Source organism: Stenotrophomonas sp. STEN083 (assembly GCF_056759195.1).
The window spans coordinates 112,288-138,685 of record NZ_JBRRCU010000002.1 but is presented as its reverse complement, the minus strand read 5'-3'; the positions used below and the strand labels follow the sequence as shown (position 1 = coordinate 138,685).

Annotated in this window: 25 protein-coding genes; 16 read left to right on the top strand and 9 right to left on the bottom strand. The window is 62.0% G+C overall.

Annotated elements, in window-relative coordinates; all coding sequences use genetic code 11:
- Positions 1 to 137 precede the first annotated feature (137 nt).
- From ACVOK8_RS01380 to ykgO, 6 genes are all read right to left on the bottom strand, one after another.
- Positions 138 to 1,370, bottom strand: coding sequence for a TraB/GumN family protein (locus ACVOK8_RS01380; protein ID WP_481565231.1), 1,233 nt, complete (start codon positions 1,368 to 1,370; stop codon positions 138 to 140).
- Positions 1,363 to 1,893 (bottom strand): N-acetyltransferase family protein, encoded by a 531-nt coding sequence (locus ACVOK8_RS01375; RefSeq protein WP_481565230.1) that lies wholly within the window; start codon positions 1,891 to 1,893, stop codon positions 1,363 to 1,365. Before ACVOK8_RS01375 ends, ACVOK8_RS01380 begins: the two co-directional genes overlap by 8 nt.
- 11 nt (positions 1,894 to 1,904) lie before the next feature.
- Positions 1,905 to 2,792, bottom strand: coding sequence for a carbon-nitrogen hydrolase (locus ACVOK8_RS01370; RefSeq protein WP_481565229.1), 888 nt, complete (start codon positions 2,790 to 2,792; stop codon positions 1,905 to 1,907).
- 491 nt (positions 2,793 to 3,283) lie between these two features.
- Positions 3,284 to 4,321: an agmatine deiminase family protein gene (locus ACVOK8_RS01365; protein WP_481565228.1), complete on the bottom strand. Its 1,038-nt coding sequence runs from the start codon at positions 4,319 to 4,321 to the stop codon at positions 3,284 to 3,286.
- A gap of 69 nt (positions 4,322 to 4,390) precedes the next feature.
- Positions 4,391 to 4,720, bottom strand: coding sequence for a hypothetical protein (locus ACVOK8_RS01360; RefSeq protein ID WP_481546213.1), 330 nt, complete (start codon positions 4,718 to 4,720; stop codon positions 4,391 to 4,393).
- 197 nt (positions 4,721 to 4,917) lie between these two features.
- Positions 4,918 to 5,043 (bottom strand): type B 50S ribosomal protein L36, encoded by a 126-nt coding sequence (gene ykgO / locus ACVOK8_RS01355; RefSeq protein ID WP_057628212.1) that lies wholly within the window; start codon positions 5,041 to 5,043, stop codon positions 4,918 to 4,920.
- Positions 5,044 to 5,234: 191 nt separating this feature from the next.
- Between ykgO and cmk the strand changes: the two genes are divergently transcribed.
- The 8 genes from cmk to galU all read left to right on the top strand — a co-directional run bounded on the left by cmk (position 5,235) and on the right by galU (position 13,546).
- Positions 5,235 to 5,909, top strand: coding sequence for a (d)CMP kinase (cmk, locus tag ACVOK8_RS01350; RefSeq protein ID WP_481565227.1), 675 nt, complete (start codon positions 5,235 to 5,237; stop codon positions 5,907 to 5,909).
- 193 nt (positions 5,910 to 6,102) lie between these two features.
- The gene (rpsA, locus tag ACVOK8_RS01345; protein ID WP_481508286.1) at positions 6,103 to 7,788 is read left to right on the top strand and encodes a 30S ribosomal protein S1; all 1,686 of its coding nucleotides are present in this window, start codon (positions 6,103 to 6,105) and stop codon (positions 7,786 to 7,788) included.
- 87 nt (positions 7,789 to 7,875) lie between these two features.
- Positions 7,876 to 8,181, top strand: a complete 306-nt coding sequence (locus ACVOK8_RS01340; protein WP_057628209.1) for an integration host factor subunit beta — start codon at positions 7,876 to 7,878, stop codon at positions 8,179 to 8,181.
- Between the two features lie 96 nt (positions 8,182 to 8,277).
- Complete coding sequence (locus ACVOK8_RS01335; RefSeq protein WP_481534974.1) at positions 8,278 to 8,577, top strand: lipopolysaccharide assembly protein LapA domain-containing protein; 300 nt, start codon at positions 8,278 to 8,280, stop codon at positions 8,575 to 8,577.
- A gap of 6 nt (positions 8,578 to 8,583) precedes the next feature.
- The gene (lapB, locus tag ACVOK8_RS01330; protein ID WP_481508284.1) at positions 8,584 to 9,762 is read left to right on the top strand and encodes a lipopolysaccharide assembly protein LapB; all 1,179 of its coding nucleotides are present in this window, start codon (positions 8,584 to 8,586) and stop codon (positions 9,760 to 9,762) included.
- Entirely contained in the window at positions 9,763 to 10,737 is a 975-nt protein-coding gene (locus ACVOK8_RS01325) for an MraY family glycosyltransferase (RefSeq protein ID WP_481565226.1), read from the top strand.
- A 14-nt stretch (positions 10,738 to 10,751) separates the two neighbouring features.
- Positions 10,752 to 12,668, top strand: coding sequence for a polysaccharide biosynthesis protein (locus tag ACVOK8_RS01320; protein WP_481565225.1), 1,917 nt, complete (start codon positions 10,752 to 10,754; stop codon positions 12,666 to 12,668).
- Positions 12,668 to 13,546 carry a UTP--glucose-1-phosphate uridylyltransferase GalU gene (galU, locus tag ACVOK8_RS01315; protein WP_481565224.1) on the top strand — a complete coding sequence of 293 codons (879 nt, stop codon included), beginning with the start codon at positions 12,668 to 12,670 and terminating at the stop codon, positions 13,544 to 13,546. The genes ACVOK8_RS01320 and galU overlap by 1 nt, the downstream gene beginning before the upstream one ends.
- Positions 13,547 to 13,830: 284 nt before the next feature.
- Here the strand turns inward: galU and ACVOK8_RS01310 are convergent, their stop codons facing one another.
- The 3 genes from ACVOK8_RS01310 to ACVOK8_RS01300 all read right to left on the bottom strand — a co-directional run bounded on the left by ACVOK8_RS01310 (position 13,831) and on the right by ACVOK8_RS01300 (position 18,179).
- On the bottom strand, positions 13,831 to 15,039 hold the full coding sequence (locus ACVOK8_RS01310; protein WP_303749719.1) for an acetyl-CoA C-acyltransferase: 1,209 nt from the start codon (positions 15,037 to 15,039) through the stop codon (positions 13,831 to 13,833).
- Positions 15,040 to 15,118: 79 nt separating this feature from the next.
- Positions 15,119 to 17,491, bottom strand: coding sequence for a 3-hydroxyacyl-CoA dehydrogenase/enoyl-CoA hydratase family protein (locus ACVOK8_RS01305; RefSeq protein WP_282267644.1), 2,373 nt, complete (start codon positions 17,489 to 17,491; stop codon positions 15,119 to 15,121).
- A gap of 34 nt (positions 17,492 to 17,525) precedes the next feature.
- Complete coding sequence (locus ACVOK8_RS01300) at positions 17,526 to 18,179, bottom strand: TetR/AcrR family transcriptional regulator (protein ID WP_481565223.1); 654 nt, start codon at positions 18,177 to 18,179, stop codon at positions 17,526 to 17,528.
- 209 nt (positions 18,180 to 18,388) lie between these two features.
- Here ACVOK8_RS01300 and ndk point away from each other — a divergent pair, with 209 nt between their 5' ends.
- From ndk to moeB, 8 genes are all read left to right on the top strand, one after another.
- Positions 18,389 to 18,814 (top strand): nucleoside-diphosphate kinase, encoded by a 426-nt coding sequence (gene ndk, locus ACVOK8_RS01295; RefSeq protein ID WP_057628193.1) that lies wholly within the window; start codon positions 18,389 to 18,391, stop codon positions 18,812 to 18,814.
- A gap of 15 nt (positions 18,815 to 18,829) precedes the next feature.
- Complete coding sequence (gene rlmN / locus ACVOK8_RS01290; protein WP_481565222.1) at positions 18,830 to 20,035, top strand: dual-specificity RNA methyltransferase RlmN; 1,206 nt, start codon at positions 18,830 to 18,832, stop codon at positions 20,033 to 20,035.
- Positions 20,022 to 20,813 (top strand): type IV pilus biogenesis/stability protein PilW, encoded by a 792-nt coding sequence (locus ACVOK8_RS01285; RefSeq protein WP_481565221.1) that lies wholly within the window; start codon positions 20,022 to 20,024, stop codon positions 20,811 to 20,813. Before rlmN ends, ACVOK8_RS01285 begins: the two co-directional genes overlap by 14 nt.
- A gap of 6 nt (positions 20,814 to 20,819) precedes the next feature.
- Entirely contained in the window at positions 20,820 to 21,659 is an 840-nt protein-coding gene (locus ACVOK8_RS01280; protein WP_481565220.1) for a helix-turn-helix domain-containing protein, read from the top strand.
- A 55-nt stretch (positions 21,660 to 21,714) separates the two neighbouring features.
- Positions 21,715 to 22,356 (top strand): YfgM family protein, encoded by a 642-nt coding sequence (locus ACVOK8_RS01275; RefSeq protein WP_481565219.1) that lies wholly within the window; start codon positions 21,715 to 21,717, stop codon positions 22,354 to 22,356.
- Positions 22,356 to 23,552, top strand: coding sequence for an outer membrane protein assembly factor BamB (bamB, locus tag ACVOK8_RS01270; RefSeq protein ID WP_481565218.1), 1,197 nt, complete (start codon positions 22,356 to 22,358; stop codon positions 23,550 to 23,552). The genes ACVOK8_RS01275 and bamB overlap by 1 nt, the downstream gene beginning before the upstream one ends.
- A 12-nt stretch (positions 23,553 to 23,564) precedes the next feature.
- Positions 23,565 to 24,965, top strand: coding sequence for a ribosome biogenesis GTPase Der (der, locus tag ACVOK8_RS01265; RefSeq protein ID WP_481565217.1), 1,401 nt, complete (start codon positions 23,565 to 23,567; stop codon positions 24,963 to 24,965).
- Between the two features lie 261 nt (positions 24,966 to 25,226).
- Positions 25,227 to 26,366: a molybdopterin-synthase adenylyltransferase MoeB gene (moeB, locus tag ACVOK8_RS01260; protein WP_481565216.1), complete on the top strand. Its 1,140-nt coding sequence runs from the start codon at positions 25,227 to 25,229 to the stop codon at positions 26,364 to 26,366.
- The last annotated feature ends 32 nt before the right edge of the window (positions 26,367 to 26,398 follow it).

Here is a 26,398-nt window from a genome sequence, read left to right as displayed (position 1 = left end):
CAGCAAAAGAAAATGCATGAGAGCTAGTCCCCTCTCCCGCATGCGGGAGAGGGGTAGGGGTGAGGGCGCTTCTAAGCTTTTAAAGCACTTACAGTTTTTAAACCAAAGCTCAAGGCCAAGGCCTCAAGGCCAAAGCCTCACCCGGCCAACTTCCCATAAACACTGAAACCGGTAAGCCACAGCCCCAGCATGCTGCCGATATTGGTCAGCATGAAAGTCAGCACGATGCGGGTAACGCGATTCCGGTACCAGCCTTTCAGGCTCTGCGCATCATCACGCAGTTGCAGGAAATCCTGATAGGTCGGCTTGCGCAACCGGGTTTCCACCAGCGCCGAAAACGCACCGGTAGGAATGCTCAGACGGAAAGGCTTGAAAGGCGCAACAACAATCGCGGTCAGAATGCTCAGCGGATGGCTGGCCGCCAGCAGGGCGCCCAAACCAGCCAAGCCGCCGGTAAACATCGCCCAGGTCAGTAGCATATCGGCACCCATGCCCATGCCGCCCTTCCAGAAACCAAAGCCAATCCCGCCCAGCACGATGGCCAGAATGCCCAGCGTGATCCACGGGATGTTGCGCTTCTTCGGCACCGACTCCAGCTGCTCGCGCAGTGGGCCAGGGGCGTCGGTATCGGCTTCCAGATAGCGGGCCAGGCCTGCAAGGTGACCCGCGCCAACAACCGCCAGCACATTGCGCTGCTCGCTGGTGCGCTCTTCGCGCAGGCGCGTGGCCATGTAGCGGTCGCGCTCGCCGATGATGGCTTGATACAGTGCCGGGCTTTCGTTGGCAAACTCGCCGAAGCTCGACTCCAGCATGTCACCTTGTTTGAGCTTCTCGATTTCTTCTTCGCCCACATCCTCGGATGAGAACAGGCCGGCGCCCAGACCCATCACCAGTTTCAATTTTCCGAAGAAACCCAGGCTCTGAGAGGCGCGGCGGAAAGTGAGGCCGACATCGCGATCGATCAGGTGTACTGGCAGATCATTGGCCTTGGCCAGTTCCACCGCGCGCTTCAGCTCAGCACCGGGTTCAATGCCCAGTTGCTCGGCAAGGCGACGCTGATAGGCGGCCAGGGCGAGGTTGGCGGCAAACAATGCCACGCGACCCTTGCGGATCACTTCGACCAGATCCAACTGGGCCAAGGCATTGGGGTTGGTCAGTGCTTGCAGGCGTTGCGGGTCCAGCTCAACCGCGACCGCGTCGTACTGACCGCTGGCGATAGCCTGCTCAACCGCCTGTACGCTGGCTGCAGAGACATGGGCAGTACCCAGCAAGGTGTAACGCACGCCGTCGCGCTCAACCACGCGCACGGGCTGACCGGCCAGCAGTTCGCCGCCGGTTTCAATAGAGGTGTCAGTCATTGCTTCATTCATTGGAAGGGGCGCTGTCGGCACCGTCGCCGAGTGCGCGTTGCATCTGTACCGTGTCCAGCCAACGCCCATGCTTGCGGCCAAGGCCGCGGAACACGCCAACCAGCTCGAAGCCAAAGCGTTCGTGCAGCTTGATCGAAGCGGTATTGGTCGGTTCGCCGATCACCGCGATCATCTGCCGGTAACCGCGCGCAGTGCATTCGTCGATCAGTGCCTGCATCAAGGCCTTGCCAACGCCTTGGCCCTGGAAGCGACCATCGACATAGACCGAGTTCTCCACAGTCCATTGATAGGCGATGCGGGCACGGTAGCTGTTGGCATAGGCGTAACCGGCGACCTCGTCGTCAATGGTGGCGACGAGGTAGGGAAAGCCGCGTGCAGTGATGTCCTGCATGCGCTGCGCCATGTCCGCTGCGCTGGGCACCTCGTATTCGTAGGTGTTGACCAGCTCGCGCACCTCCACCGCGTAGATCGCGGTGATGGCCGGGATGTCAGCAGGTGTTGCGGGGCGCAGTTGCAGGCTCATGTCGGGTCCGGTCAGTCGATGTAGCGCTTGAGCAGGTCGCCGTAAGCGTCAATGCGGCGATCGCGCAGGAACGGCCAGATCCGGCGCACGTGCTCGCTGCGCTGCAGGTCGACTTCGCAGACCAGCAGGGTTGGGTCGGTACCGGCTTCGGCGATGAACTCACCCTGCGGGCCCAGCACGTGGCTGTTGCCCCAGAAATTGATGCCGGAAGCGCCCAGCGGCGAGGCTTCGTGGCCGACGCGGTTGCAGCTCAGTACCGGCACGCCGTTGGCGACGGCATGGCCGCGGTGGCTCAGCACCCAGGCATCGCGCTGGCGGTTTTTCTCGTCCTGCACGTCGTCCGGGTCCCAGCCGATCGCGGTCGGGTAGAGCAGTAGTTCGGCACCAGCCAGCGCCATCAGGCGGGCGGCTTCCGGATACCACTGGTCCCAGCAGACCAGCACGCCGAGGCGACCCACCGAAGTCTCGATCGGCTTGAAGCCGATGTCGCCCGGGGTGAAGTAGAACTTCTCGTAGAAGCCCGGGTCATCGGGGATGTGCATCTTGCGGTACTTGCCCAGCAAGGTGCCGTCCTTTTCGAAGACCACGGCGGTGTTGTGGTACAAGCCAGCGGCACGGCGCTCGAACAGCGAACCCACGATGACCACGCCATGCTTCTTGGCCAGTGCGCCAAGGTGCTCGGTGCTGGGGCCGGGGATCGGCTCGGCCAGGTCGAATTCGTCCACCGATTCGTGCTGGCAGAAGTACGCGCCATTGTGCAGTTCCTGCAGCAGCACCAGTTTCGCGCCCTGCGCGGCAGCCTCGGCTACGCGCGCGTCGATCACGGCCAGGTTGGCGGCGGCATCACCGTGGTTTTGTTCCTGCACCAAGGCGACGGTAAGAGGGCTGCGCGAGTTCATGCTGCGATCCTGCGGGGGAAAACGCGCATGTTAACGCGGATGCGCGCCGGCCATGCGGTCTGGGCTGAACGGAGAGAACAGCAGGGCACACTCGAGGCAGATCCGTGCTCGCGGAAGCTTTTCAGGTAGTGCCGAGCCATGCTCGGCTGAACATGTGCGTAGCAGGTCCGGATTGCACGGTGCTGGTCGAAAGGCTGCCGAGCATGGCGCGGCTCTACGCTTTGAGCCCCTCTCCCGCAGGCGGGAGAGGGGTTGGGGTGAGGGCTGCTTTTCGCCGGGAAAGCCCCTGCCGAGCATGGCTCGGCACTACGCTTTGAGCCCCTCTCCCGCTCGCGGGGGGAGATAGGCCGCTTGCGAACCATTGGTTCGCGGTCGATCGAGCGCCTTTGCGCCAGTGCAAAGGCCGGGGCGCGGAGCGGGGGTTGGGGTGAGGGTGGCTTTTCGCTGGTAAAGCCCCTGCCGAGCATGGCTCGGCACTACAGTTGCTGCTCTTAGTTTTTCAGCAGGCCGGCTGGCAGCTGCATGGTGATGCAGTGCAGGCTGCCGTTCTGCCAGATCAGCGAGCGGCAGGGAACCTGTACGATTTCGCGGTCCGGGAAGGCCTGGGCCAGTACGTCACGCGCGATATCATCTGCAGCGTCGCCATAGGCCGGCATCAGCACCGCGCCGTTGATGATCAGGAAGTTGGCATACGAGGCTGCCAGGCGGCGACCTTGGTCGAGAACAGGTTCGGCCCACGGCAGCGGGAACAGGCGGTAAGGCTTGCCCCCGGTGGTGCGCAGGGCGGCCAGTTCGGCACCCATTGCCTGCAGTTCGGCATAATGCGAGTCCTGTGGGTCGTCGCAGTTCTGGTAAACGATGCTGTCGACCGAGGCAAAGCGGGCGAGGGTGTCGATATGGGCGTCGGTGTCGTCGCCTTCCAGGTAGCCGTGGTCCAGCCACAGCACGCGGTCCTGCTGCATCCAGGCGGCCATGTCGGCGCTGAGCGAGTCGCGGTCGCGCTCCGGGTGGCGTTCGTGCAGGCACTTCCAGGTGGTCAGCAAGGTGCCGGCACCGTCGGTGTCGATGGCGCCGCCTTCCAGTGCGAACGGAATGCTGTGGACCTGGGCGTTGTTGAATACCTGCGCCTGGTCGAGTACACCGACCAACTGGTCATCGAGACTGGCTTCGAACTTGCCGCCCCAGCCGGTGAAGCGGAAATCCAGCAGCTGGAAGCTACCGTCGGCACGCTTGAGGGTGATCGGGCCGGAGTCGCGCAGCCAGGTGTCGTCGTAAGGCGCGGTGACGAACTGCACGCGCTCCATGTCCACGCGGTTCGAGCGCAGGCGCATTTCCGCATAGGTCTCGATGTCGTCATCGGCCACGCAGATCAGCACTGGCTGGTAGCGGGTGATGGCGCTGACCAGCGCGATGTAGGTTTCCTCAACCTCTGCCAGGCGCTCGGCCCAGTCGGTGTCGGCGTTCGGCCAGGCGATCAATACGCCGGACTGGGTTTCCCATTCGGCTGGAAAGCGGAGCGTGTCGTTCATTCTTCTCGGATGCGTTCGGCCCGGGTGGGCATTGGAGCAGTAGGCCAGGGCCTGCTGCCTGGAAAGGATTCAGCGGATCGGCGGCTTGGGCCCGATTTCATCCGGGCTGGCCTGGCGGGCCACTACGTCGATCACGCGCTGCTTTTCGAAGTACACGGTAAACGCCGGGTAGACCCAGCGGTTGATGGTCGGCCATTGACGCTTCTGGCCGCCGCGCGGGTCCATGCGTTCGCTGGGTGCACCGAAGCGGGCTTCCACCTCGGCCATGCTCTGGCCGCGTGCCGGAATGGCCTGGGCAGGCTTTTCCTGCGCGCGTTCGATCAACAAGGTGTCAGCGTGCACCGCCGGTGCGGTAGCCAGTACGGCGATCAGGCTCAAAATCTTGAATGCGTGCTTCATGGTCACATCTCCCCAGAGGACAGGGTGCGATTACAGCAAAAAACGGCGAAGAAAGCGCAGTCCTACGTCGGTATTGCTGCGCGCACTCAGCAATGCGTCATCACTGCGCTTGGCCCGGTACGCAAAAAGCCGCCCAGAGGCGGCTTTTTGGCGTTGCCCGATCCTTGCGGATCGAGCGCTGGCTTGCGCCAGTTGGCTCAGCGCTGGCGAGCCTTGAAGCGCGGGTTCGACTTGCAGATCACGAAGATCTTGCCGCGACGGCGCACAACTTTGCAATCACGGTGACGGGTCTTCGCCGACTTCAGGGAGGACAGAACTTTCATGACATACCTCGGCGGATACTGGTAAGGAGATCTTAGGAGCGTGGCCGCGGATATGCAGGATAACGCCCGTTCAAGCCCGCCATTCTACCGGGTATTTCTGCGCCAGTTCAAGTGCTTGCGTGCAAGCGGGTGCAGGTAGGGGGGTGCGGGGCGTTAGAATAGCCCGATTCTCGTTCCAGACAGGCCTTTAAATGAGCCAGCTGCCCCCCGTTCTTACCATTGATGGCCCCTCCGGGGCTGGCAAGGGTACCGTCAGCCGCATCGTTGCCCGCCAGCTGGGTTGGCATTACCTGGACTCCGGTGCGCTGTACCGCGCAGTGGGCGTAGCCGCCAGCTGGGCCGATATCGATACCTCCGACGCCTCGGCGCTGGTGCGCTGCACCTTTGACACCAAGGTGCAGTTCGTGGAGCAGGGTGAGAGCCTGCGGGTGCTGGTCAATGGTACCGATGCCACCGATGAGCTGCGCCTGGAGACTACGGGTGCGCTGGCTTCAGCGATTGCAGCCATTCCGGAGGTGCGGGCTGCGCTGAAGGAGCGCCAGCGCGCATTCAGGGTTTTGCCCGGGTTGGTGGCCGATGGCCGCGATATGGGTACCGTCATCTTCCCGGACGCGCCATACAAGGTTTTTCTGACTGCGAGCGCCGAGGAGCGGGCCGAGCGGCGCCATAAACAGTTGAAAGAAAAAGGGGTTTCGGTTAACTTTGAAGACCTCCTGCGTGAGATCATGGCCCGCGACGCCCGTGATGCACAGCGCGCAGTGGCGCCCCTGAGGCCGGCCGAAGACGCCATCCTCATCGACACCAGCGGTATTGGCATCGACGACGTCGTTGCCAAGGTGCTGGGTCTGGTTTCCAAGGAAGCCTGATCCTCGCAGCGTTGAGTGCGGTCAGTTGATCGATCGCAGTCGTAGCAAAGATGTTGCAACAACCCGCTGCGCAATGGTGCGTGGTGGGCTTTTTCATTCACATTCGGCCGCTGCCATGGGGTCGTCCAACAGGCTGGGCAGTACGGGTTTTCGCAACAGATCCGCTGTCCATATGTTCAACTGAGTAAATCTAATGACCGAATCATTTGCAGAACTGTTTGAAGCCAGTCAGGCCAATCTGGCCAAGCTGAAGCCCGGCGCCATCGTTATCGGTACCGTCGTTGAAGTCCGCGGCGACGTGGTCGTGATCAACGCCGGCCTGAAGTCCGAAGGCATCGTGCCGATCGAACAGTTCCGTAACGACGCTGGTGAAATCGACGTGGGCGTGGGCGACCAGGTAAAGGTTGCACTGGACTCGATCGAAAACGGCTTCGGCGAAACCATCCTGTCGCGCGAGAAAGCCAAGCGCGCCATGGTGTGGGACGAGCTGGAAGAAGCGTTGGAAAAGAACGAAACCATCACCGGCCGCATCAGCGGCAAGGTCAAGGGTGGTTTCACCGTGGACATCAAGGATGTCCGCGCATTCCTGCCCGGTTCGCTGGTCGATGTGCGCCCCGTGCGCGACCCGGCCTACCTGGAAGGCAAGGAGCTGGAATTCAAGCTCATCAAGCTGGACCGCAAGCGTAACAACGTGGTCGTGTCGCGTCGTGCAGTTGTCGAGAGCGAGCACTCGGAAGAGCGCGAGCAGCTGATGGACAAGCTGCAGGAAGGCGCAATCCTGAAGGGTGTCGTCAAGAACCTGACCGATTACGGCGCATTCGTGGACCTGGGCGGTATCGACGGCCTGCTGCACATCACCGACATGGCATGGAAGCGCGTGCGCCATCCGTCCGAAGTCGTGAACGTCGGCGACGAGCTGGACGTGCGCGTGCTGAAGTTCGACCGCGAGCGCAACCGCGTTTCGCTGGGCCTGAAGCAGCTGGGCGAAGATCCGTGGGACAACATCGCACGTCGTTACCCGGCCAACAGCCGCGTGTTCGGCAAGGTCTCCAACGTGACCGATTACGGCGCGTTCGTTGAGATCGAGCCGGGCGTTGAAGGCCTGGTGCACGTCTCCGAGATGGATTGGACCAACAAGAACGTCAACCCGTCCAAGGTTGTCCAGGTTGGTGATGAAGTCGAAGTGATGGTGCTGGACGTTGATGAAGAGCGTCGTCGTATCTCGCTGGGCATGAAGCAGGTTGCTGCCAACCCGTGGGAAACCTTCGCTGCCATCTTCAAGAAGGGTGACAAGGTTTCCGGCCAGATCAAGTCGATCACCGATTTCGGTATCTTCATCGGTCTGGACGGCGGCATCGACGGCCTGGTTCACCTGTCGGACATCAGCTGGAACACCACCGGCGAAGACGTGGTTCGCAACTTCAAGAAGGGCGACACCCTGGACGCAGTGGTCCTGGCCGTCGATCCGGAGCGCGAGCGCATCTCGCTGGGCGTCAAGCAGCTTGAGCAGGACCCGTTCGGTCAGTACATGGCTGCCAACCCGAAGGGTTCGAAGGTCGAAGGCGTTGTCAAGGAAGTTGATGCCAAGGGCGCAACCATCGAGCTGGCTGACGGCATCGAAGGTTACGTTTCGGCACGTGACGTTGCCAACGAGCGCGTCGACGACGCGACCCAGTTCCTGAAGGTCGGCGACAAGGTCGAAGCCAAGTTCGTGGGCATGGACCGCAAGGGCCGTACCCTGCAGCTGTCGATCAAGGCCAAGGACGATGCCGAAATGCGCGAAGTGCTGGAGGAATACCAGTCCTCTTCGGCATCCAGCGGCACCACCCAGCTGGGCGCACTGCTGCGTGCACAGCTGAACGGCAACAAGTCCGAGTAATCGGCTTCCTGTTGTAGATTTGACCTGGCGGCCCGGACATCAGTCCGGGCCGTTTCAGGGTAAGACCCTGCCATTGACGAGTACGCAATGACCAAATCCGAATTGATCGAAATCCTCGCGCGCCATCAGGCGCACCTGAAGGCTGATGATGTCGATCTGGCGGTGAAGTCGTTGCTGGAAATGATGGGAGGGGCGCTGTCCTCCGGTGACCGCATCGAGATCCGCGGTTTCGGTAGTTTTTCCCTGCATTACCGCCCGCCGCGCCTGGGCCGTAACCCGAAGACGGGTGAGTCGGTTGCGCTGCCGGGTAAGCATGTGCCGCATTTCAAGCCTGGCAAGGAACTGCGCGAGCGCGTCAGTTCGGTGGTCCCGCTGGAAAGCGACCCTGCCTGAGTAATCTTGCCTGAGTGCCTCGTAGCAGATTGACTGCTGCCATTTCATCCGCTGAACGGTAAGCTACGGGCTCTTGTAACAGGAGTAAGCCGGCGCATGAAGACCGTTCGATTAGTGATTCTGCTGGCGGTGTTGATAGGTGGCCTGGTGATCGGCTCGCTCAACTCGCAGCCCATCGAAATCAGCCTTGCGTTCTGGGTGCTCAAAACCACCTCGGGTATCGCAATCATTGCATCACTGTTGCTCGGCGCCCTGGTAGGCGGTGGCATGGTGATGGCAGCCCTTGTGGTACCGATGTACACCAAGCTGCGCCGCGCCAACAAAGCGGCCGCCGTGACGGCATCCGAGCCTGCTGCGCCTGCCGCGCAGACGCCTTCTCCTTTTGACGGACGCTGAGCAACGATGGACTTCATCAGTGAATGGTTCTGGTTTTTCCTGTGCCTGCCAGTTGCCGCGATTGCCGGCTGGGTGATTGGTCGCCGCAGTGGTCAGCGCCACAGCGAGAATCAGGTCACTCGTCTTTCCAGTACCTATTTCCGTGGTTTGAACTATCTGCTCAACGAGCAGCCGGACAAGGCCATCGAGTTGTTCCTGCATATTGCAGAGCTGGACAAGGAAACCTTCGAAACCCAGGTGGCCTTGGGTCACTTGTTCCGCCGTCGTGGCGAAGTGGACCGTGCGATCCGCCTGCATCAAGGGCTGGTCAATCGCAACGATCTGAGTGACACGCAGCGTGTGCAGGCATTGCTTGCGCTGGGCGAGGACTATATGAAGTCCGGCCTGCTGGATCGTGCCGAAACCGTATTCACCGAATTGGCGCAGCTCGATCAACGTGCCCCGCAGGCCTTGAAGCATCTGATCGGCATCTATCAGGCCGAGCGTGATTGGGAGAAGGCCATCGAGAACGCAACCCGCTATGAAGCGGTCACCGACGAACCGATGGGCAAGTTGATCGGTCAGTTCGAATGCGAGCTGGCCGAACGCTACCGTGCGGCGGGGCGGTTGGATGATGCACGTGCGGCGATCAATCGGGCCAATGTCGCCGATGCGATGAGTGTGCGCGCTGGCATCATCGAAGGGCGTCTGGAGAGCGATTTCGGCAATGACGAAGCAGCGGTACGTGCGTTCGAAAGGGCTGCACGCAATGATCCGGACTACCTGCCTGAGATCCTGCCGCAGCTGTTGAAGAACTACCGCAATGTCGGTGATCTCGCTGGCGCACGCGCGTTCCTGGCTGAAATGACCGAGCACTATCGCGGCATCGCGCCGGTATTGGCGCTGACCCGCTTGATGGAAGAGCAGGAGGGGCCTGCGCCTGCGCGTGCCTACCTGGGGCGCCAGCTCAAGGATCGCCCGTCGGTACGTGGTGAGTCCGCCTTGATCGACCTGACCCTGGCCGAAGGTGCCGACCCGGTCGCCACCTTGCAGGATCTGAAGCACATCACTGATCAATTGCTGGTCCGCAACCCGGCCTATCGCTGCACGCGCTGTGGTTTCGGTGCGCGCACGCACCACTGGCAATGCCCCAGCTGCAAGGAGTGGGGCACGGTCAAGCCGCTATTGAACTTCGCGGTGCTCTGAGTGCTGGAACTGCATTACTGGGTGGTGCTGCTGGTATTGGTTACAGCGGCTGTGGTGACCTGGCTGGCGATCCGCTACGCGCGCTGGCAGCAGCTGATTGATCAGCCCGGTGAGCGACGCAGTCACAACGAGTCGACCCCGCGTGGCGGTGGTGTCGGCATCGTCGTTTCGCAGCTGCTGGCCTGTGTGCTGGGTGCGCTGTTGTTGCCGGACCATGCGCTGGTTCTGCTGGTATTCGCGTTGGGCCTGTTGATGGTGGCGGGGATTGGCTGGTGGGACGATCACCGCTCACTGCCCGCGTTGCCGCGTTTATGTGTCCATCTATTGGCCGGACTGATGCTCGCGGCCTTGGTGTGGTCGGGTACCGGTAGCCTGCTGAAAGCGGTGTTCTGTTTTGGGCTGGCCGTGTCGCTGGTGAACATCTGGAACTTCATGGATGGCATCAATGGCTTGGCAACTACCCAAGCCATTCTGGTCGGGCTGGGCTCGACCTGGTTGCTGCCTGCGCCCTATGCGCTGGCAGGCTTGGTGCTGGCAGCTGGCTGTGCGGGGTTCTTGCCGTTCAACTTCCCGCGGGCTCGCATCTTCATGGGTGACGTCGGCAGTGGCGCGCTGGGCTACCTGGTGGCAGGTCTGCTGGCGCTTGGGCTGGGTGTAACCGACACCGCGCCGGTACTGTGGTTGATGCTGCCAGCGGCATTTCTGGCTGATTCGGGTTTCACGTTGTTGTCACGCATGCTGAAGGGTGAGCATTGGATGCAGCCGCATACTCAGCATATTTATCAACGGTTTGTGAAACGTGAATACAGTCACGCAGCCGTTACATTGGGATATTCGCTCTTCAGCGTTGTGGGGCTTACACTTGCAGCGCAATTTTCAAGGCTTCCCCTAGGTTGGGGGTGGGCAGGGGGCGTTACCTGGCTGGTTGCTGCGGCACTGGTGTGGGTGTTCCTGCGTGCAAAGGCACTTAATTAAGGACAGAGTTTTCTATGGCGTCTTGGTTCGATCGCTTTGTAGGCGGTGGTCCGCGCTACGCGGTGATGCTGCACGACCTGGTCATGGTGTGGTTGTGCTGGCAGTTGCTGCTCATGGCGCGCTTTGCCTTGCTCGATGCAGGTCCTGTGCATCCGTGGTTTTCGCTTGATGTTGCGGCAGTCATTGCGATTCAGGCGGTCGCCTTCTGGAAGGTTGGGCTGTACCGGGGGCTGTGGCGATTTGCGTCGGTTGCCGATCTGATCAACATCTTCAAGGCCAGTTTCATCGGGCTGTTGGCGATAGTGATGGTGTTCTCCTATCGCCGCCTGGAAGGCATTCCTATTTCTGTGTTGATGGTCTATCCGTTCGCGTTGTCCGCGATGCTGGGTGGGCCTCGACTGCTTTACCGTGCATGGAAGGATTACCAGGCGCAGCATTCCGATGCGCGCGCACGGCGCGTGCTGGTGCTCGGGGCTGGCCAGGCAGCCGAATCACTTATCAAGGATTTACGTCGTTCTGGTGTCTATGAGCCTGTGGGCCTGCTGGATGACTCGCCACACCTGCAAGGTGCTTGGCTGCATGGTGCGGCGATTCTCGGAACCTTGGACGAGGTCGCGGTGGTTGCCAGGGAGACAAGTGCCAAGCTGCTGGTGATCGCCATTCCAACGCTTGATGCGGCTGGAATGCAGCGGGTGGTCGGGCTTTGCGAAAGCACTGGCTTGCCGTTCCGCACGGTTCCGCGCCTGACCGATATTCTCGAAGGCAGCTCGCTGCCGGGTCAGCTCAAAGAAGTCGCCATCGAAGACCTGCTGGGGCGCAAGCCCATCCTGCCGGATTGGGAACTGCTGCGCAGCTGGTTGCGCGGCCGTACTGTTCTGGTTACCGGCGGTGGTGGCTCCATTGGTTCGGAACTTTGTCGCCAATGTGCGCGGCACGGCGTATCTCGCATCGTGGTCCTGGAGATCAGCGAATTGCTGATGATCAACATCCAGGCGGAATTGAACCGGAGCTTTCCAGATCTGGAGGTGCATGGCGTGCTGGGCGATTGCGGTGATCCGGCCGTTATCCGTCACGCGCTGCGCACCTACAACCCGGACACCGTGTTCCATGCTGCGGCTTACAAGCAGGTGCCGCTGCTGGAGGCGCAGTTGCGCGAAGCGGTGCGTAACAACACCTTGTCGACCGAGTGTGTCGCAACCGCCTGTATCGAGTCGCGGGTTGAGAACTTCGTCTTCATTTCCACCGACAAGGCGGTTGATCCGGCCAATGCATTGGGTGCAACCAAACGCTACGCCGAGATGATCTGCCAGAGCTTGAATCGGCGCAGCACGCACACCCGTTTTGTCACGGTCCGCTTCGGCAATGTGCTGGGTTCGGTGGGGAGCGTGGTGCCGATGTTTCGCGAACAGATCAGCAAGGGCGGTCCGATCAGCGTCACACACCCTGATGTAACGCGCTATTTCATGACGATTCCGGAGGCTTGCCTGTTGATTTTGCAAGCGGCGGCATCATCTTCACGCGGCGCGATCTATATGTTGGACATGGGCGAGCCGGTGCTCATCCGTCACCTTGCCGAACAGATGATCCGGCTGGCGGGTAAGCAGCCGGGAATCGATGTTCCTATCATCTATACCGGCTTGCGTCCGGGTGAAAAGCTGCATGAGAGATTGTTCTATGCAGACGAGAACTGCCAGCCGACGGCGCACCCGAAGGTAATGGCGGCCGGGGTGCGTGAGTTCTCTCCCGAGCTGGTCTTGAACAACGTGACGGCGCTCAGGAAGGCTGTTGCGGCCTATGACATCGAGGCGATGCGCACTATCCTTGCGACAACCATTCCCGAATTCATGCCAGCCAAAGACGCAGCAACACAGACGGGAACGGCCAACATCGTTCCGTTTCCCTCCTCCAAAGAAGCTGGAAGAAGTCATTGATGCACGGTCGAATTAAAAAAGCGGTGTTTCCCGTCGCCGGGCTTGGAACGCGATTCCTGCCGGCAACCAAGACGGTGCCCAAGGAAATGCTGCCGATCATTGATCGTCCGCTGATCCAGTATGCAGTGGATGAGGCGATCGAGGCGGGCTGCGATACGCTGATCTTCATCACCAACCGCTACAAGCACGCGGTGGCCGACTACTTCGACAAGGCCTACGAGCTGGAGCAGAAGCTCGAGCGCGCGGGCAAGCTGGAACAGTTGGAGCTGATCCGCCACGTGCTGCCCAAGGGCGTGCGTGCCGTATTCGTGACCCAGGCCGAGGCGCTTGGGCTTGGTCACGCCGTGCTTTGTGCCAAGGCGATTGTCGGTGACGAGCCGTTTGCGGTGCTGCTGCCGGATGACCTGATCTGGAATCGCGGCGAAGGCGCGCTCAAGCAGATGGCTGACCTGAGTGAGGTCAGTGGTGGCAGCGTCATCGCGGTGGAAGACGTCCCGCATGACAAGACCGGCAGCTACGGCATCGTTGCGACCGACAAGTTCGATGGTCGCAAAGGGCATATCACCCAGATCGTCGAGAAGCCCAAGCCTGAGGACGCGCCCAGCGATCTGGCGGTGGTGGGCCGCTACGTGCTCAGCCCGAAGATCTTCGAATTGCTGGAAGCTACTGGCACAGGTGCAGGTGGCGAAATCCAGCTGACTGATGCGATCGCGCAGCTGCTCAAGACTGAGCAGGTGGATGCGTATCGTTTTGAAGGCACACGGTTTGACTGTGGCACGCATCTTGGACTGGTCGAGGCGACCGTACGCTTCGCGCTGGAGAACGAGAAGCTGGCCGGGCCGGCGCGCGAGTTGATTCAGAAGATGCTGGCGGAGTAAGCGGCGGGATCATTCTGAGCGCTGATGGCGTTTGTCGGCGTTGTGGATTGGAAGGGCAGCCAAGAGGCTGCCTTTCTGTTCCTGGATTGCCTGCGAGAGAGATATCTGCTGTTCTGGGTGAGCGGGCCTTTGTAGAGCGTAGCCGTGCTGCGCTGAAGCTTTATCGGGAACGCCGCTGCCGAGCATGACTCGGCACTACATGCTCCAGTTGTGATTGCTGGGATTGAGCAACAAAGAAGGCGGCCTTGCGGCCGCCTTCTTCAGTCAACGTTGCAACGAGCCGCTTACAGCGATTCGAAAATGCCTGCAGCGCCCATGCCGGTGCCGATACACATGGTCACCATGCCGTACTTCTGCTGGCGACGGCGCAGGCCGTGCAGCAGGGTTGCGGTACGGATCGCGCCGGTAGCGCCCAGCGGGTGGCCCAGGGCGATGGCGCCGCCCAGCGGGTTGATCTTGGACGGGTCCAGGCCACAATCGCGGATCACCGCCAGCGACTGTGCGGCGAAGGCTTCATTGAGCTCGATCCAGTCCAACTGGTCCTGGCTCAGGCCGGCCTGCTTCAGTGCCTTCGGAATTGCTGCGATCGGGCCGATGCCCATCACTTCCGGGCGCACGCCTGCGACCGAGAAGCTGACAAAGCGGGCCAGCGGGGTCAGGCCGTAATCCTTGATCGCCTGCTCCGAGGCCAGTAGTACTGCGCCGGCACCATCGCTCATCTGCGAGGAGTTGCCTGCCGTCACCGAACCGCCGAACTGACCGTTGCGGAACACCGGGCGCAGCTTGGCCAGTCCTTCGATGGACGAATCCAGGCGCGGGCCTTCGTCGGTATCGGCCAGCTTGTTGCGGGTGATGATGCGCTTGCCGTCGGCGACGTCAGGCAGGTGCGAGACGATGTCGTAGGGGCTGATTTCGTCCTTGAACTCGCCGTTCTGGATCGCAGCGATCGCCTTCTGGTGCGAGGCCAAGGCAAAAGCGTCCTGTTCTTCGCGCGAGACCTTCCATTCCTCGGCGACCTTCTCGGCGGTGATGCCCATGCCGTAGGCGATGGCGACGTGGTCGTTGTCGAACACGCTCGGCGCCATCGCGATCTTGTTGCCCATCATCGGCACCATCGACATCGACTCGGTGCCGCCGGCCAGCATCAGGTCACTGTTGCCCAGGCGGATCTGGTCAGCTGCCATCGCCACGGCCTGCAGGCCGGACGAGCAGAAGCGGTTCACCGTCTGCGCGGCGATGGTGTTGGGCAGGCCGGCCAGCAGCACGCCGATGCGCGCCACGTTCATGCCTTGCTCGGCCTCGGGCATGGCGCAGCCGATGATGGCGTCGTCGATGCGGTTGACGTCCACGCCCGGGGCCTGCGCGACCACGGAGCGGAGCACGTGGGCGAGCATGTCGTCCGGGCGGGTGTTGCGGAACATGCCCTTGGGCGCCTTGCCAACCGGGGTGCGGGTGGCGGCGACGATGTAGGCGTCCTGGATTTGCTTGGTCATTGCAGTGATCTCTTCAATAGGTGTGAGCGTGAGGGCGGGCGAGGGTGGCGATGGAAGCGCCACCACGAGGCACGCTCACTCAGTTCCGCAGCGGCTTGCCGGTGGTCAGCATGTGCGCGATGCGGGCCTGGGTCTTTTCCTGCTGGGCCAGTTCGACGAAGTGCTTGCGCTCCAGGGTCAGCAGCCACTCTTCGTCGACCACGCTGTTGCGGTCGACCTTGCCGCCGCACAACACGGTGGCGATGCGCTCGGCAATCTCATAGTCGTAGGGGCTGATGAAGCGGCCTTCCAGCATGTTGACCAGCATCATCTTGAAGGTGGCGATGCCAACGTCGCCGGCCACGCGGATGCGGCGTGCCGGCATCGGCGGACGGTAGCCGCCTTCGGCCAGCGCGGTGACTTCGGCCTTGGCGATGTGCAGCAGCTCGAAGCTATTGAACACGACCTTGTCGGTGCCACGCATCAGGCCCAGTTCCTTGGCGTTGACCGCCGAGTTGGAGACCTTGGCCATGGCGACCGTTTCGAAGGTCTTCTTCAGTTCGGCGAACACGTCGCCGTCCGGACCAGCTGCCTGCGATGCGCGCACGGCGATTTCCTTCAGGCCACCACCGGCCGGCAGCAGGCCGACGCCGGCTTCAACCAGGCCGATATAGCTTTCCAGCGCTGCAACCGACTTGGCCGCATGCATCTGGAATTCACAGCCGCCGCCCAAAGCCAGGCCGCGCACCGCGGTGACAACAGGCACGGTGGCGTACTTGATGCGCTGGCTGGTGCGCTGGAAGTTGGCAACCATCGCCTCGAACTCGGCGAACTTGCCGGCCTTCAACGCGCCCAGTGCGCCGGACAGATCGGCACCGGCGGAGAAGGGCTCCTTGTTCTGCCAGATCACCACGCCCTTGAACTGCTTTTCGGACAGGGCGATGGCATGCTGGATGCCGTCCAGGACCTGGTCGGAAACGGTGTTCATCTTGGTCTTGAAGCTGATGACGCCGATGCCGTCACCGTCGGTCCACAGACGGATGCCGTCGTTCTCGAACACGGTTTCGCCCTGCGCGAACTTCTCGCCCAGCAGAGCGTCCGGGAAGCGCTGGCGCTGGTACACCGGCAGCGACGAGCGCGGCACCAATGCGTTCTGCGACGGGCTGTAGCTGCCCTCGGCGGCGTGCACGCCGTCACGGCCGTCCAGCACCCATGCCGGCAGCGGCGCATTGCTCATGCTCTTGCCGGCGGCGATATCGTCGGCAATCCACTGTGCCACCTGCTTCCAACCGGCAGCCTGCCAGGTCTCGAACGGGCCCAGCGACCAGCCGTAGCCCCAACGAATGGCCAGGTCGACGTCGCGCGCGGTTTCGGCGATGTCGGCCAAGTGGTAGGCGCTGTAATGGAACAGGTCGCGGAACGTGGCCCACAGGAACTGCGCGTGCGGGTGCTGGCTTTCGCGCAGCTTGGCGAATTTCTCGGCCGGGTTCTTGATCTTCAGGATCTCGACCACTTCCGGTGCAGCGACGCGGTCGGCCGGACGGTAGTCCTGCTTTTCCAGATCGACGACCATGATGTCCTTGCCGACCTTGCGGAAGATGCCGGCGCCGGTCTTCTGGCCCAATGCACCCTTGCCGATCAGCGCGCCCAGCCATGCCGGCGCGTTGAAGTACTTGTGCCACGGGTCGTCGGGCAGGGTGTCGCCCATGGTCTTGATGACGTGGGCCATGGTGTCCAGGCCGACCACGTCGGAGGTGCGGTAGGTTGCCGATTTCGGGCGGCCGACCAGCGGGCCGGTCAGGCCGTCCACCTCGTCGAAGCCCAGGCCGAACTGCTGGGTGTGGTGGATGGTCGACAGGATCGAGAACACGCCGATGCGGTTGCCGATGAAGTTCGGGGTGTCCTTGGCGTAGACCACGCCCTTGCCCAAGTTGGTGGTCAGGAAGGTTTCCAGGCCTTCCAGCACCGACTTGTCGGTGGTCTTGGCCGGGATCAGCTCGGCCAGGTGCATGTAGCGCGGCGGGTTGAAGAAATGCACGCCGCTGAAGCGATGGCGCAGTTCTTCCGGCAGCACGTCGGCCAGCTTGTTGATGCCCAGGCCCGAGGTGTTGGAGGCCAGCACCGCGTGTTCGTTCACGAACGGCGCGATCTTCTTGTACAGGTCCTGCTTCCAGTCCATCCGTTCAGCGATGGCTTCGATGATCAGGTCGCAGTCGCGCAGCTGTTCCAGGCCGGAGTCGTAGTTGGCCGGGGTGATGGCTTCGGCCAGCGCCTTGCTGGCCAGCGGGGCCGGGCTCAGCTTGCCGAGGTTGGCAATGGCCTTGAGCACGATGCCGTCGGCAGGACCTTCCTTGGCGGCCAGGTCGAACAGCACGGTGTCGACGCCGGCATTGGTCAGGTGGGCGGCGATCTGCGCACCCATGACGCCTGCGCCAAGTACGGCGGCGCGGCGGACAAGCAGGGAATTGGACATATCGATAAACCTTTGGTCTGCGATGACGGTTGGATCAGGGAACGACGGGGGAGGTCGGATTACGCACGCTGGCGCGGAACCCGGCTTCGGCGAAATGGATCAATTCCTGCGCGGCCTTGCTGCGGTGCTCGGCCTCGCTGATGTTGTGCGGGCGCTTGATCAGCCCGAAATCGGCCATGGCGTAGGTCAGCGAACCGGCCAGGAAATCCAGGCGCCAGTACAGCTCTTCCTTGCTCAGGCCCGGGATGCAGGCGTCGATGGCCTTGCCGAACTCGCGCAACACGTGGCCGTAGTGGTCAGACAGGAACTTGCGCAGGTTGTCGTTCTTCTCGGCGTAGGCGCGGGCGATGACGCGGACAAAGGCACCGCCGCTTTGGCGGTCCTGGGCCAAGGCCAGTGCTGGCTCAACGAAGGCGGCCAGAACTGCGCGCAGATCGCCGGGGTGAGCGCTGCGGGCCTGCTCCAGCTGGCCAAGGCGGGCGGCGGTCATTTCGTCCATACGGCGGCGGAACACTTCATTGACCAGGTTGTCCTTGGACCCGAAGTGGTAGTTGACCGCAGCAATGTTTACATCGGCGTGACTGGTTACCTGGCGCAGTGAAGTGCCGGCAAAGCCGTACTGGGCGAACAGTTCCTCGGCCGCGCCGAGGATGCGGTCCTTGGTGGAGAAGCTGGCGGGTTTGCCCATGGTTGGCTCAGTCAATCAAACGATTGTTTGGATGCTACGCCCGGCTGGTCGTTCAGGTCATGCTGCGTCGCAGCATCATTCATCTGCCGCTGTGCAAACGCCGGGGTCACCCGGTAGAATTAGCCACCGCAATTCAGGCTAAGCCCGCGTCCGCACGCGGGTTTTTTCATGTACCCTCGGGCCGACCGGCCCACTACCGGAGAATTCCCATGGCGCTCGAGCGCACTCTTTCCATCATCAAGCCCGACGCCGTTGCCAAGAACGTGATCGGCGAAATCTACGCCCGCTTCGAAAAGGCCGGCCTGAAGGTTGTCGCTGCCAAGTACAAGCAGCTGTCGCGCCGTGAAGCCGAAGGCTTCTACGCCGTGCACCGCGAGCGTCCGTTCTTCAACGCGCTGGTCGAGTTCATGATCTCCGGCCCGGTGATGATCCAGGCCCTGGAAGGCGAGAACGCCGTCCTGGCCCACCGCGACCTGCTGGGCGCCACCAATCCGAAGGACGCAGCGCCGGGCACCATCCGCGCTGATTTCGCTGATTCGATCGATGCCAACGCCGCTCATGGTTCGGATTCGGTCGAGAACGCAGCCAACGAAGTGGCTTACTTCTTTGCTGCTACCGAAGTTGTTTCGCGTTAATTAGAGGTTGAAGTCGTGAACGAGGTCGTACAGACACCCGCCATCCAGCCGTTGCCGAAAACGGCAGCCAAAGCTGGCAAGCAGAACCTGCTCGACCTTGATCGCGCGGGCCTGGAGCATTTCTTCGTCGATATCCTCGGCGAGAAGAAGTTCCGTGCCCATCAGGTGATGAAGTGGATCCACCATCGCTACGTCACCGATTTCGACCAGATGACCGACCTCGGCAAGTCGCTGCGCGCAAAGCTGCAGCAGCATGCCGAGGTCGTCGTCCCGAACATCGTGTTCGACAAGCCCTCGACCGACGGCACCCACAAGTGGTTGCTGGCGATGGGCGTGGATGGCAAGAACGCCATCGAAACCGTCTACATCCCGGACAAAACCCGCGGCACGCTGTGCGTGTCCTCGCAGGTTGGTTGCGCGCTGAACTGCACGTTCTGCTCAACCGCTACCCAGGGCTTCAACCGCAACCTGAGCACCGCCGAGATCATCGGCCAAGTGTGGGTCGCTGCGCGCCACCTGGGCAATGTGCCGCACCAGATGCGTCGTCTCACCAACGTGGTGATGATGGGCATGGGCGAGCCGTTGATGAATTTCGACAATGTCATCCGCGCCATGAGCATCATGCGCGATGACCTGGGCTACGGCCTGGCCAACAAGCGCGTGACCCTGTCCACCTCGGGTCTGGTGCCGCAGATTGATCGCCTCTCGGTTGAGAGCGATGTGTCGCTGGCGGTGTCGCTGCATGCGCCGAACGACGAGCTGCGCGAGACGCTGGTGCCGCTCAACAAGAAATACCCGATTGCCGAGTTGATGGCGTCCTGCGCGCGTTACCTGCGCAGCAACAAGAAGCGCGACTCGGTGACCTTCGAATACACGCTGATGAAGGGCATCAACGACCAGCCTGAGCACGCCCGCCAGCTGGCGCGGCTGATGCGTCAGTTCGACAACGCGGTGCAGGCCAAGGACTCGGGCAAGGTCAATCTGATTCCGTTCAATCCGTTCCCGGGTACGCGCTATGAGCGCTCGGACGAAGAACAGATCCGTGCGTTCCAGAAGATCCTGCTGGATTCGCAGGTGCTGACCATGGTGCGCCGTACCCGTGGCGACGATATCGATGCCGCCTGCGGCCAGCTAAAGGGCCAGGTGATGGATCGTACTCGTCGTCAGGCCGAGTTCAATCGCCTGCTGCAGGAACAGGAAGGCGGGGATGCGGTCGCCTGATCGCTGGCTGCTGTGGATCGTGCTGGTCGCGCTCACTGCAGCGTGCGGGCGGGACAATCTCAAGGTCAAGCGCCCGCAGATAGTGGCGCCGGAGTACAGCATCAAGCAGGACAAGGCCGCACACAAGCGGATGCGCTACCAGGAGTTCCTGCGCCTTTCAGGTGATCGCTTTGGGCGTGGGCAGTTGGACGAGGCGCTGCAGTTCGCGCTTTCAGCGCAGAAGATGGAGCCTGATTTGCCGGCTGCCTACACCCTGCAGGCAGTGATCGAAGGGCATAAAGGCAACAACACGGCGGCAGGTGCGCTCTACCGCAAGGCAGCCGAGTTGGCCCCGCAGCAGGGCGACGTGCTCAATAACTACGGTGCCTGGCTGTGTGGCAATGGCCACCCGGCAGAGGCCTTGGTCTGGTTTGATCGTGCCTTGGCTGACCCGAACTATGGCGGGCGTGCCGATGCTTTGGCCAATGCAGGCGGCTGTGCACTGGATGCCGGGCAGCTTGAACGGGCCGAAGATGATCTTCGCCAGGCACTGGCGTTGGCGCCGGGCAATGCCTATGCGCTGGAGTCCATGACCCGCAATGAAGTGCTGCATGGTCGTTATTTTGAGGCCAGGGCCTTCTACCAGCGGCGTTTGGCGGCTGCGCCGGCCACGGTTTCCGTGTTACAACTTGCCATTCAGATTGAAGAGCGACTCGGCGACAGGATGGCTGCCGGTCGGTTCCAACAGCGGTTGCGCGAAGAGTTTCCTTCGCCAGCAACCTCGAATCCCCAAGGCTGACGCATTGTGATCAATGATCCGGGTGTAAATGCTTTAGATGGTGTAGTGGGTTGCGGTGAGCAGCTGCGCAGGGCACGAGAGGCCGCCGGGTTGTCCCTGGATCAGGTCGCCGCTCAGTTGCGCATGCCGCAGCAGGTGGTTGCCGCGCTGGAAGCCGAGCATTGGTCGCGCCTTGGGGCAGCGGTATTTGTGCGTGGTCAGCTGCGCAGTTATGCGCGCTTGCTGAAGGTGGACCTGGAGGGCTTGCTGGAACAGGCGCGGATCGCGCCGGTCGAGCCGCCCAAGTTGGTCAGTCATACCCATACCCCGCGACTGCGGCGGGCGGCTGAGAATATCGGGCGCCGTGCGGTCTATGTGGTGATCACGGCAGTGCTGGCGGTGCCGGTCTGGTATGTGATCAGTGGCAATTCCAATAGCGCCCCGCCCAGCACAGCTTCGTTGGATGTGCTGCCAGCGTCGGTGCCGGCAGTTGCCGGGCAGTCGAGCGCGCCTGTTCAGCCGGTGGCCGCTGCGCCAGCTGCAGATGCCGGCCCTTACATCGCCTCAATGGCGCCCATTGCGCGTCCGGCTGCCGCCGCTCCGTCGGCATTAACCCTAAGTTTCAAGGGTGACAGCTGGGTGGACATCACTGCTCCAGACGGCACGACGGTTGAAAAAGCCCTGATACGCGCCGGTGAAAGCCGTAGCTTCGCAGCAGGTCAGGTGGGGCGCATGGTGCTGGGCAATGCGGCCGAGGTTGAGGTTCAGCAGGCGGCGGGTAACGTCGACCTGGCTCCTTACAAGCGCGGCAATGTGGCCCGCTTTACGGTATCCTCTGAAGGCTCCGTGGCGCCGGTTTCACACTGAAACCAGGCGTCTGACAAAACAACAAGGCTCCCCGCCAGGGTGAGCGAGAGTACGCATGGCGATTGACGACCTGCTCGACGAGCACGAACAAAGCGAACGTGTCCGCACGTGGCTGCGCAAGAATGGCGCCGGAATTCTCGGCGGAGTAGTTCTCGGTATTGGCGCTATTGCCGGTTGGCAGTGGTGGCAGAAAGAGCAGGTCGGCAAACTTGCCGATGCCAACGTCCGTTACGAAGCCGTTTCTCGCAGTCTGCAGTCCAAGAATCTGGACGAGGCGGCCAAAGAGGTTGCGGCGCTGGGCGGCAGCAAGGCCAGCATCTATGCCGACCTGGCATCGCTGGAGCTGGCCAAGGCCCAGGTCGAAGCGGGCAAGTACGATGACGCGATCAAAACCTTGCGTGCGCTCAAGACTGAGGGCGAATTCAAGGCCTTGATTGACCAGCGCATTGCACGCCTGTTGATTGAAACCGGCAAGCCGCAGGATGCGGCGGCCCTGTTGGGCAAGGCTGACGATAGCGCGGGTCTGGAAATCCGTGCTGATGCTTTGATGGCGCAGAACAAACGTGATGAAGCGCGCGAGCTGTACACCCAGGCGCTGGCCAAGCTGGACGTGGCTGCACCGCAGCGCCGCTTGCTGGAAACCAAATTGATGGACGCCGGCGGCACCGTGGCTGATCCTGCAGCGGAGAAGAATTGATGAAGTTCAAGCAAGTTGCGGGCATTGCCTTGATGGCAGTTGCATTGACCGGCTGTTCCACCGTCAAGGGTTGGTTTGCAGGCAAGGACGCGGCGGCCAAGAAGGCGCTGGAGCCGGCTGAGCTGACCAAGTTCGAGCCGACTGCCAAGGTCAACAAGATCTGGTCGGCAAACGTTGGCAAAGGCGAAGGCCGTATTGGTCTGCGCCAGGCGCCGGTGGTTGCCGATGGTCGCGTATACGCGGCAGCGGTGCAGGGCGGCGTGCATGCACTTGACCTGCAGACCGGCAAGGAAGTCTGGGAATACAGCCCGGCCAAGGAAAAGAAGAAGCCCAAGCTTCGTCTTTCCGGTGGTCCAGGCGTTGGCGATGGCCTGGTGGTGATCGGTACGCTGGACGGGCAGGTGATTGCGCTGGACGCGGCCAATGGCAGCGAAAAGTGGAAGTCCAAGGTCACTGGCGAAGTGATTGCCGCTCCGGCCGTCGCACAGGGTCTGGTATTCGTGCGCAGCAACGATGGTCGCACTACCGCGCTGGATGCCGCCACTGGCGAGCAGCGTTGGTTCAACTCGCAGGAACTGCCGTCCTTGACCGTTCGCGGCAACGCGCCGGTTGTGACCGGCCCGGGCGTGCTGTTCATCGGCAACGACGACGGCACCGTCGCCGCCCTGTCGATGCAGGATGGTCGCCCGCTGTGGGAACAGATGGTGGGTACGCCGGAAGGCCGTACCGAACTGGAGCGCATGGCTGACATCGATGGCGCGCCGGTGCTGGAAGGCAATACGCTGTACGTGACCAGCTTCAAGAACGAAACCATGGCCATCGAAGGCCCGACCGGTCGTCCGATGTGGTCGCGTGACCACGGCGGTGGCGGTGGTGTTGCGGTGTCCTCGGGTAATGTCGTGGTCACCGATGGCAAGGGTGTGGTGTACGGGCTGGATAAGACCTCCGGCTCGGCAATGTGGTCACAGCAGGCGCTGGCGCGCCGCTCGCTGACCGGTGCCGCCATCCAGGGCGACTATGCCGTGGTGGGGGACTACAAGGGATATCTGCATTGGCTGCGGTTGAGCGATGGCGAACTGGCAGCGCGTGAGAAGAGCGGTGGTGATGCTCTGCTGGCGCAGCCGGTCGTCGCTGACGGCATCCTGCTGGTGCAGAACGTTGATGGAAAGCTGACCGCATTCCGGTTGGCCCAATAAGGAGTCATAGCGATGCTGCCTTTGGTCGCCCTGGTTGGACGACCGAACGTCGGTAAGTCCACCATTTTCAATCTGTTGACCCGTACGCGCGATGCACTGGTGCATGACCAGCCGGGTGTTACCCGCGATCGCAATTACGGTGTTTGCCGTCTAGATGAGGACAATCCCTTCCTGATCGTCGATACCGGTGGTATCGCCGGTGAAGAGGAAGGGCTGGCTGGCGCCACTGCGCGCCAAGCCCGTGCCGCCGCCGGTGAGGCGGATCTGATCGTATTTGTTGTTGACGCGCGTGATGGCACGTCGGCCCTGGATGACGAGATCCTGTCTTGGCTGCGCAAGCTTGCGCGGCCTACCTTGCTGTTGATCAACAAGATCGACGGTACGGACGAACACGCCGTTCGTTCCGAGTTTTCCCGTTACGGCTTCAGCGAGATGCTGACTGTCTCTGCCGCGCATCGGCAGGGCATCGACGATCTGGTTGAAGAGATCATTGGACGCCTGCCGGAAGAAGGCACCGCCGAGACCCTGGACAACGATCCGAACCGCATCCGCATTGCCTTCGTTGGCCGCCCCAATGTGGGCAAGTCGACGCTGGTGAACCGCATCCTCGGTGAGGAGCGGATGATCGCCTCGGAAGTGCCCGGCACCACCCGCGATTCGATCGCGGTGGATCTGGAGCGCGACGATCAGCTGTACCGCTTGATCGACACCGCCGGTCTGCGTCGCAAGTCGCGCGTGGACGAAGTTGTCGAGAAGTTCAGCGTGGTCAAGACGCTGCGCTCGATCGAGCAGTGTCAGGTGGCGGTGTTGATGCTGGACGCCCATGAAGGCGTGACCGATCAGGACGCCAGTGTGCTGGGTGCGGTGCTGGATGCTGGTCGCGCTTTGGTCATTGCGATCAACAAGTGGGACGGTTTGAGCGAGTATGACAAGCAGCAGGCTGAAACCCTGTTGTCGCTGAAGCTTGGCTTCGTGCCGTGGGCCGAGAACGTGCGGATTTCCGCGCTGCATGGCTCGGGTTTGCGCGAGTTGTTCAAGGCGATTCACCGGGCGCATGCCTCGGCGACGCACGAGTTCAGCACGTCCGAGGTCAACAAGGCGCTGGAAGTGGCGTACGAGACCAATCCGCCGCCGAGCATCCGTGGTCACGTCTCCAAGCTGCGTTATGTGCACCCGGGCGGCAGCAATCCGCCGACCTTCATCGTGCACGGTACGCGCCTGAAGGAGCTGCCGGATTCGTATAAGCGTTACCTGGAAAACTTCTTCCGCAAGCGTTTCAAGCTGGTGGGTACGCCGGTGACCTTCCTGTTCCGTGAAGGTGCAAACCCGTACGAGGGCAAGAAGAACGTCTTGACGGACCGTCAGGTCAAGGCCAAGCGGCGCCTGATGAAGCACGTCAAGGGCAGGAAGTGATTCAAGCCTGGTGGGTGTCTCAAGCCTGCCGAGTGATGTGAACGAAAGCGGCCGAAAGGCCGCTTTTGTTTTTGGTGTGTTGGGAGGGGGGGCGTTCGATTTGGCTGACGTTCTCACTAAATGATTTCGTCATTCCCGCCTGCGCGGGAATGACGAGCTTAAAAACCAAAGCCCAAAGCGGTAAGCCCATAGCCCAAAGCCCAAAGCCCAAAGCTGTAAGGCGTTCCCTCCCTTGCTGTCCGTTTGGCCGATAATCCAGCCATGAGCATTCGCGAACTGACTCCGGAACAGGCCCGTGCCCGCCACGCAGATGGCGCATTGCTGATCGACGTGCGCGAAGCGCACGAGCGGGCAGGGGGTATGGCGGAGGGCGCAATCGGCATTGCCAAGGCCGAGCTGCTGGCCGAGCCCTCTCAGCACCTGCCCGCGTACGAACGCGAAATCCTGCTGATCTGCCAGAGTGGCAAGCGCTCGGCCGATGCCGCAATCGGGTTGCAGGAGGCGGGCTATACAAACCTGTCCTCGGTAAGTGGCGGCACCGTTGCCTGGCGGACTTCGGGTTTGCCCTTGGTCCAGCCCATGCTGGATGCCGGTGAGCGCGACTTCTACGACCGCTACTCGCGCCATCTGCTGCTGCCGCAGCTGGGCGAAGCCGGCCAGCGTCGGCTTCAGCGATCAACGGTGTTGGTGCTGGGTGCGGGTGGCCTCGGTGCACCGGCTGCGTTCTATCTCGCCGCAGCGGGTGTGGGCAGATTGCGTATCGTCGATGACGACGTGGTCGAACGCAGCAACCTGCAGAGGCAGATCATCCACACCGAAGCGGCTTTGGGCACAGCCAAGGTGGACTCGGCGCGAGAGCGGCTGATGGCACTGAACCCACACATCGAGGTGGAGGCGGTCGCCGAGCGTGTCACATCGGCCAACATTGACGTCCTGCTGCAGGGCGTGGACGTGGTGCTGGATGGCTCGGATAACTTTCCACTGCGCTACCTGCTCAACGATGCCTGCATCAAGCACGCCAAGCCCTTGGTCTATGCCGCCATCGAGCGCTTCGACGGGCAGGTCAGTGTGTTCGATGCGGGCCGCCAGCGCGGCGTGGCACCGTGTTACCGCTGCCTGTTCCCGGAGCCGCCGCCGCCTGAATTCGCTCCCAACTGTTCCGAGGCGGGCGTGCTGGGTGTGCTGCCTGGGCTGGCCGGGGTGATGCAGGCAACCGAGGTATTGAAGCTGCTGCTGGATATCGGCGAACCGTTGACGGGACGTTTGCTGCGTTTCGATGCCCTGCAGATGCGCTTCCGCGAGACCCGTGTGCATGCCGATCCGGCCTGCCCGTTGTGCGCGCCCGGCGTTCCATTCCCCGGATATATCGATTACGCGGCGTTCTGTTCGCATTCGCCATGAGTTGAAAAAGCCGCAGGCGCTGACCGGTTCTG

Excerpts from the sequence above, each read along its gene's own strand:
- ACVOK8_RS01380 (WP_481565231.1), bottom strand. The coding sequence starts at position 1,370 with ATGAATGAAGCAATGACTGACACCTCTATTGAAACCGGCGGCGAACTG.
- ACVOK8_RS01375 (WP_481565230.1), bottom strand. The coding sequence starts at position 1,893 with ATGAGCCTGCAACTGCGCCCCGCAACACCTGCTGACATCCCGGCCATC.
- ACVOK8_RS01370 (WP_481565229.1), bottom strand. The coding sequence starts at position 2,792 with ATGAACTCGCGCAGCCCTCTTACCGTCGCCTTGGTGCAGGAACAAAAC.
- ACVOK8_RS01365 (WP_481565228.1), bottom strand. The coding sequence starts at position 4,321 with ATGAACGACACGCTCCGCTTTCCAGCCGAATGGGAAACCCAGTCCGGC.
- ACVOK8_RS01360 (WP_481546213.1), bottom strand. The coding sequence starts at position 4,720 with ATGAAGCACGCATTCAAGATTTTGAGCCTGATCGCCGTACTGGCTACC.
- ykgO (WP_057628212.1), bottom strand. The coding sequence starts at position 5,043 with ATGAAAGTTCTGTCCTCCCTGAAGTCGGCGAAGACCCGTCACCGTGAT.
- cmk (WP_481565227.1), top strand. The coding sequence starts at position 5,235 with ATGAGCCAGCTGCCCCCCGTTCTTACCATTGATGGCCCCTCCGGGGCT.
- rpsA (WP_481508286.1), top strand. The coding sequence starts at position 6,103 with ATGACCGAATCATTTGCAGAACTGTTTGAAGCCAGTCAGGCCAATCTG.
- ACVOK8_RS01340 (WP_057628209.1), top strand. The coding sequence starts at position 7,876 with ATGACCAAATCCGAATTGATCGAAATCCTCGCGCGCCATCAGGCGCAC.
- ACVOK8_RS01335 (WP_481534974.1), top strand. The coding sequence starts at position 8,278 with ATGAAGACCGTTCGATTAGTGATTCTGCTGGCGGTGTTGATAGGTGGC.
- lapB (WP_481508284.1), top strand. The coding sequence starts at position 8,584 with ATGGACTTCATCAGTGAATGGTTCTGGTTTTTCCTGTGCCTGCCAGTT.
- ACVOK8_RS01320 (WP_481565225.1), top strand. The coding sequence starts at position 10,752 with ATGGCGTCTTGGTTCGATCGCTTTGTAGGCGGTGGTCCGCGCTACGCG.
- galU (WP_481565224.1), top strand. The coding sequence starts at position 12,668 with ATGCACGGTCGAATTAAAAAAGCGGTGTTTCCCGTCGCCGGGCTTGGA.
- ACVOK8_RS01310 (WP_303749719.1), bottom strand. The coding sequence starts at position 15,039 with ATGACCAAGCAAATCCAGGACGCCTACATCGTCGCCGCCACCCGCACC.
- ACVOK8_RS01305 (WP_282267644.1), bottom strand. The coding sequence starts at position 17,491 with ATGTCCAATTCCCTGCTTGTCCGCCGCGCCGCCGTACTTGGCGCAGGC.
- ACVOK8_RS01300 (WP_481565223.1), bottom strand. The coding sequence starts at position 18,179 with ATGGGCAAACCCGCCAGCTTCTCCACCAAGGACCGCATCCTCGGCGCG.
- ndk (WP_057628193.1), top strand. The coding sequence starts at position 18,389 with ATGGCGCTCGAGCGCACTCTTTCCATCATCAAGCCCGACGCCGTTGCC.
- ACVOK8_RS01285 (WP_481565221.1), top strand. The coding sequence starts at position 20,022 with ATGCGGTCGCCTGATCGCTGGCTGCTGTGGATCGTGCTGGTCGCGCTC.
- ACVOK8_RS01275 (WP_481565219.1), top strand. The coding sequence starts at position 21,715 with ATGGCGATTGACGACCTGCTCGACGAGCACGAACAAAGCGAACGTGTC.
- bamB (WP_481565218.1), top strand. The coding sequence starts at position 22,356 with ATGAAGTTCAAGCAAGTTGCGGGCATTGCCTTGATGGCAGTTGCATTG.
- der (WP_481565217.1), top strand. The coding sequence starts at position 23,565 with ATGCTGCCTTTGGTCGCCCTGGTTGGACGACCGAACGTCGGTAAGTCC.
- moeB (WP_481565216.1), top strand. The coding sequence starts at position 25,227 with ATGAGCATTCGCGAACTGACTCCGGAACAGGCCCGTGCCCGCCACGCA.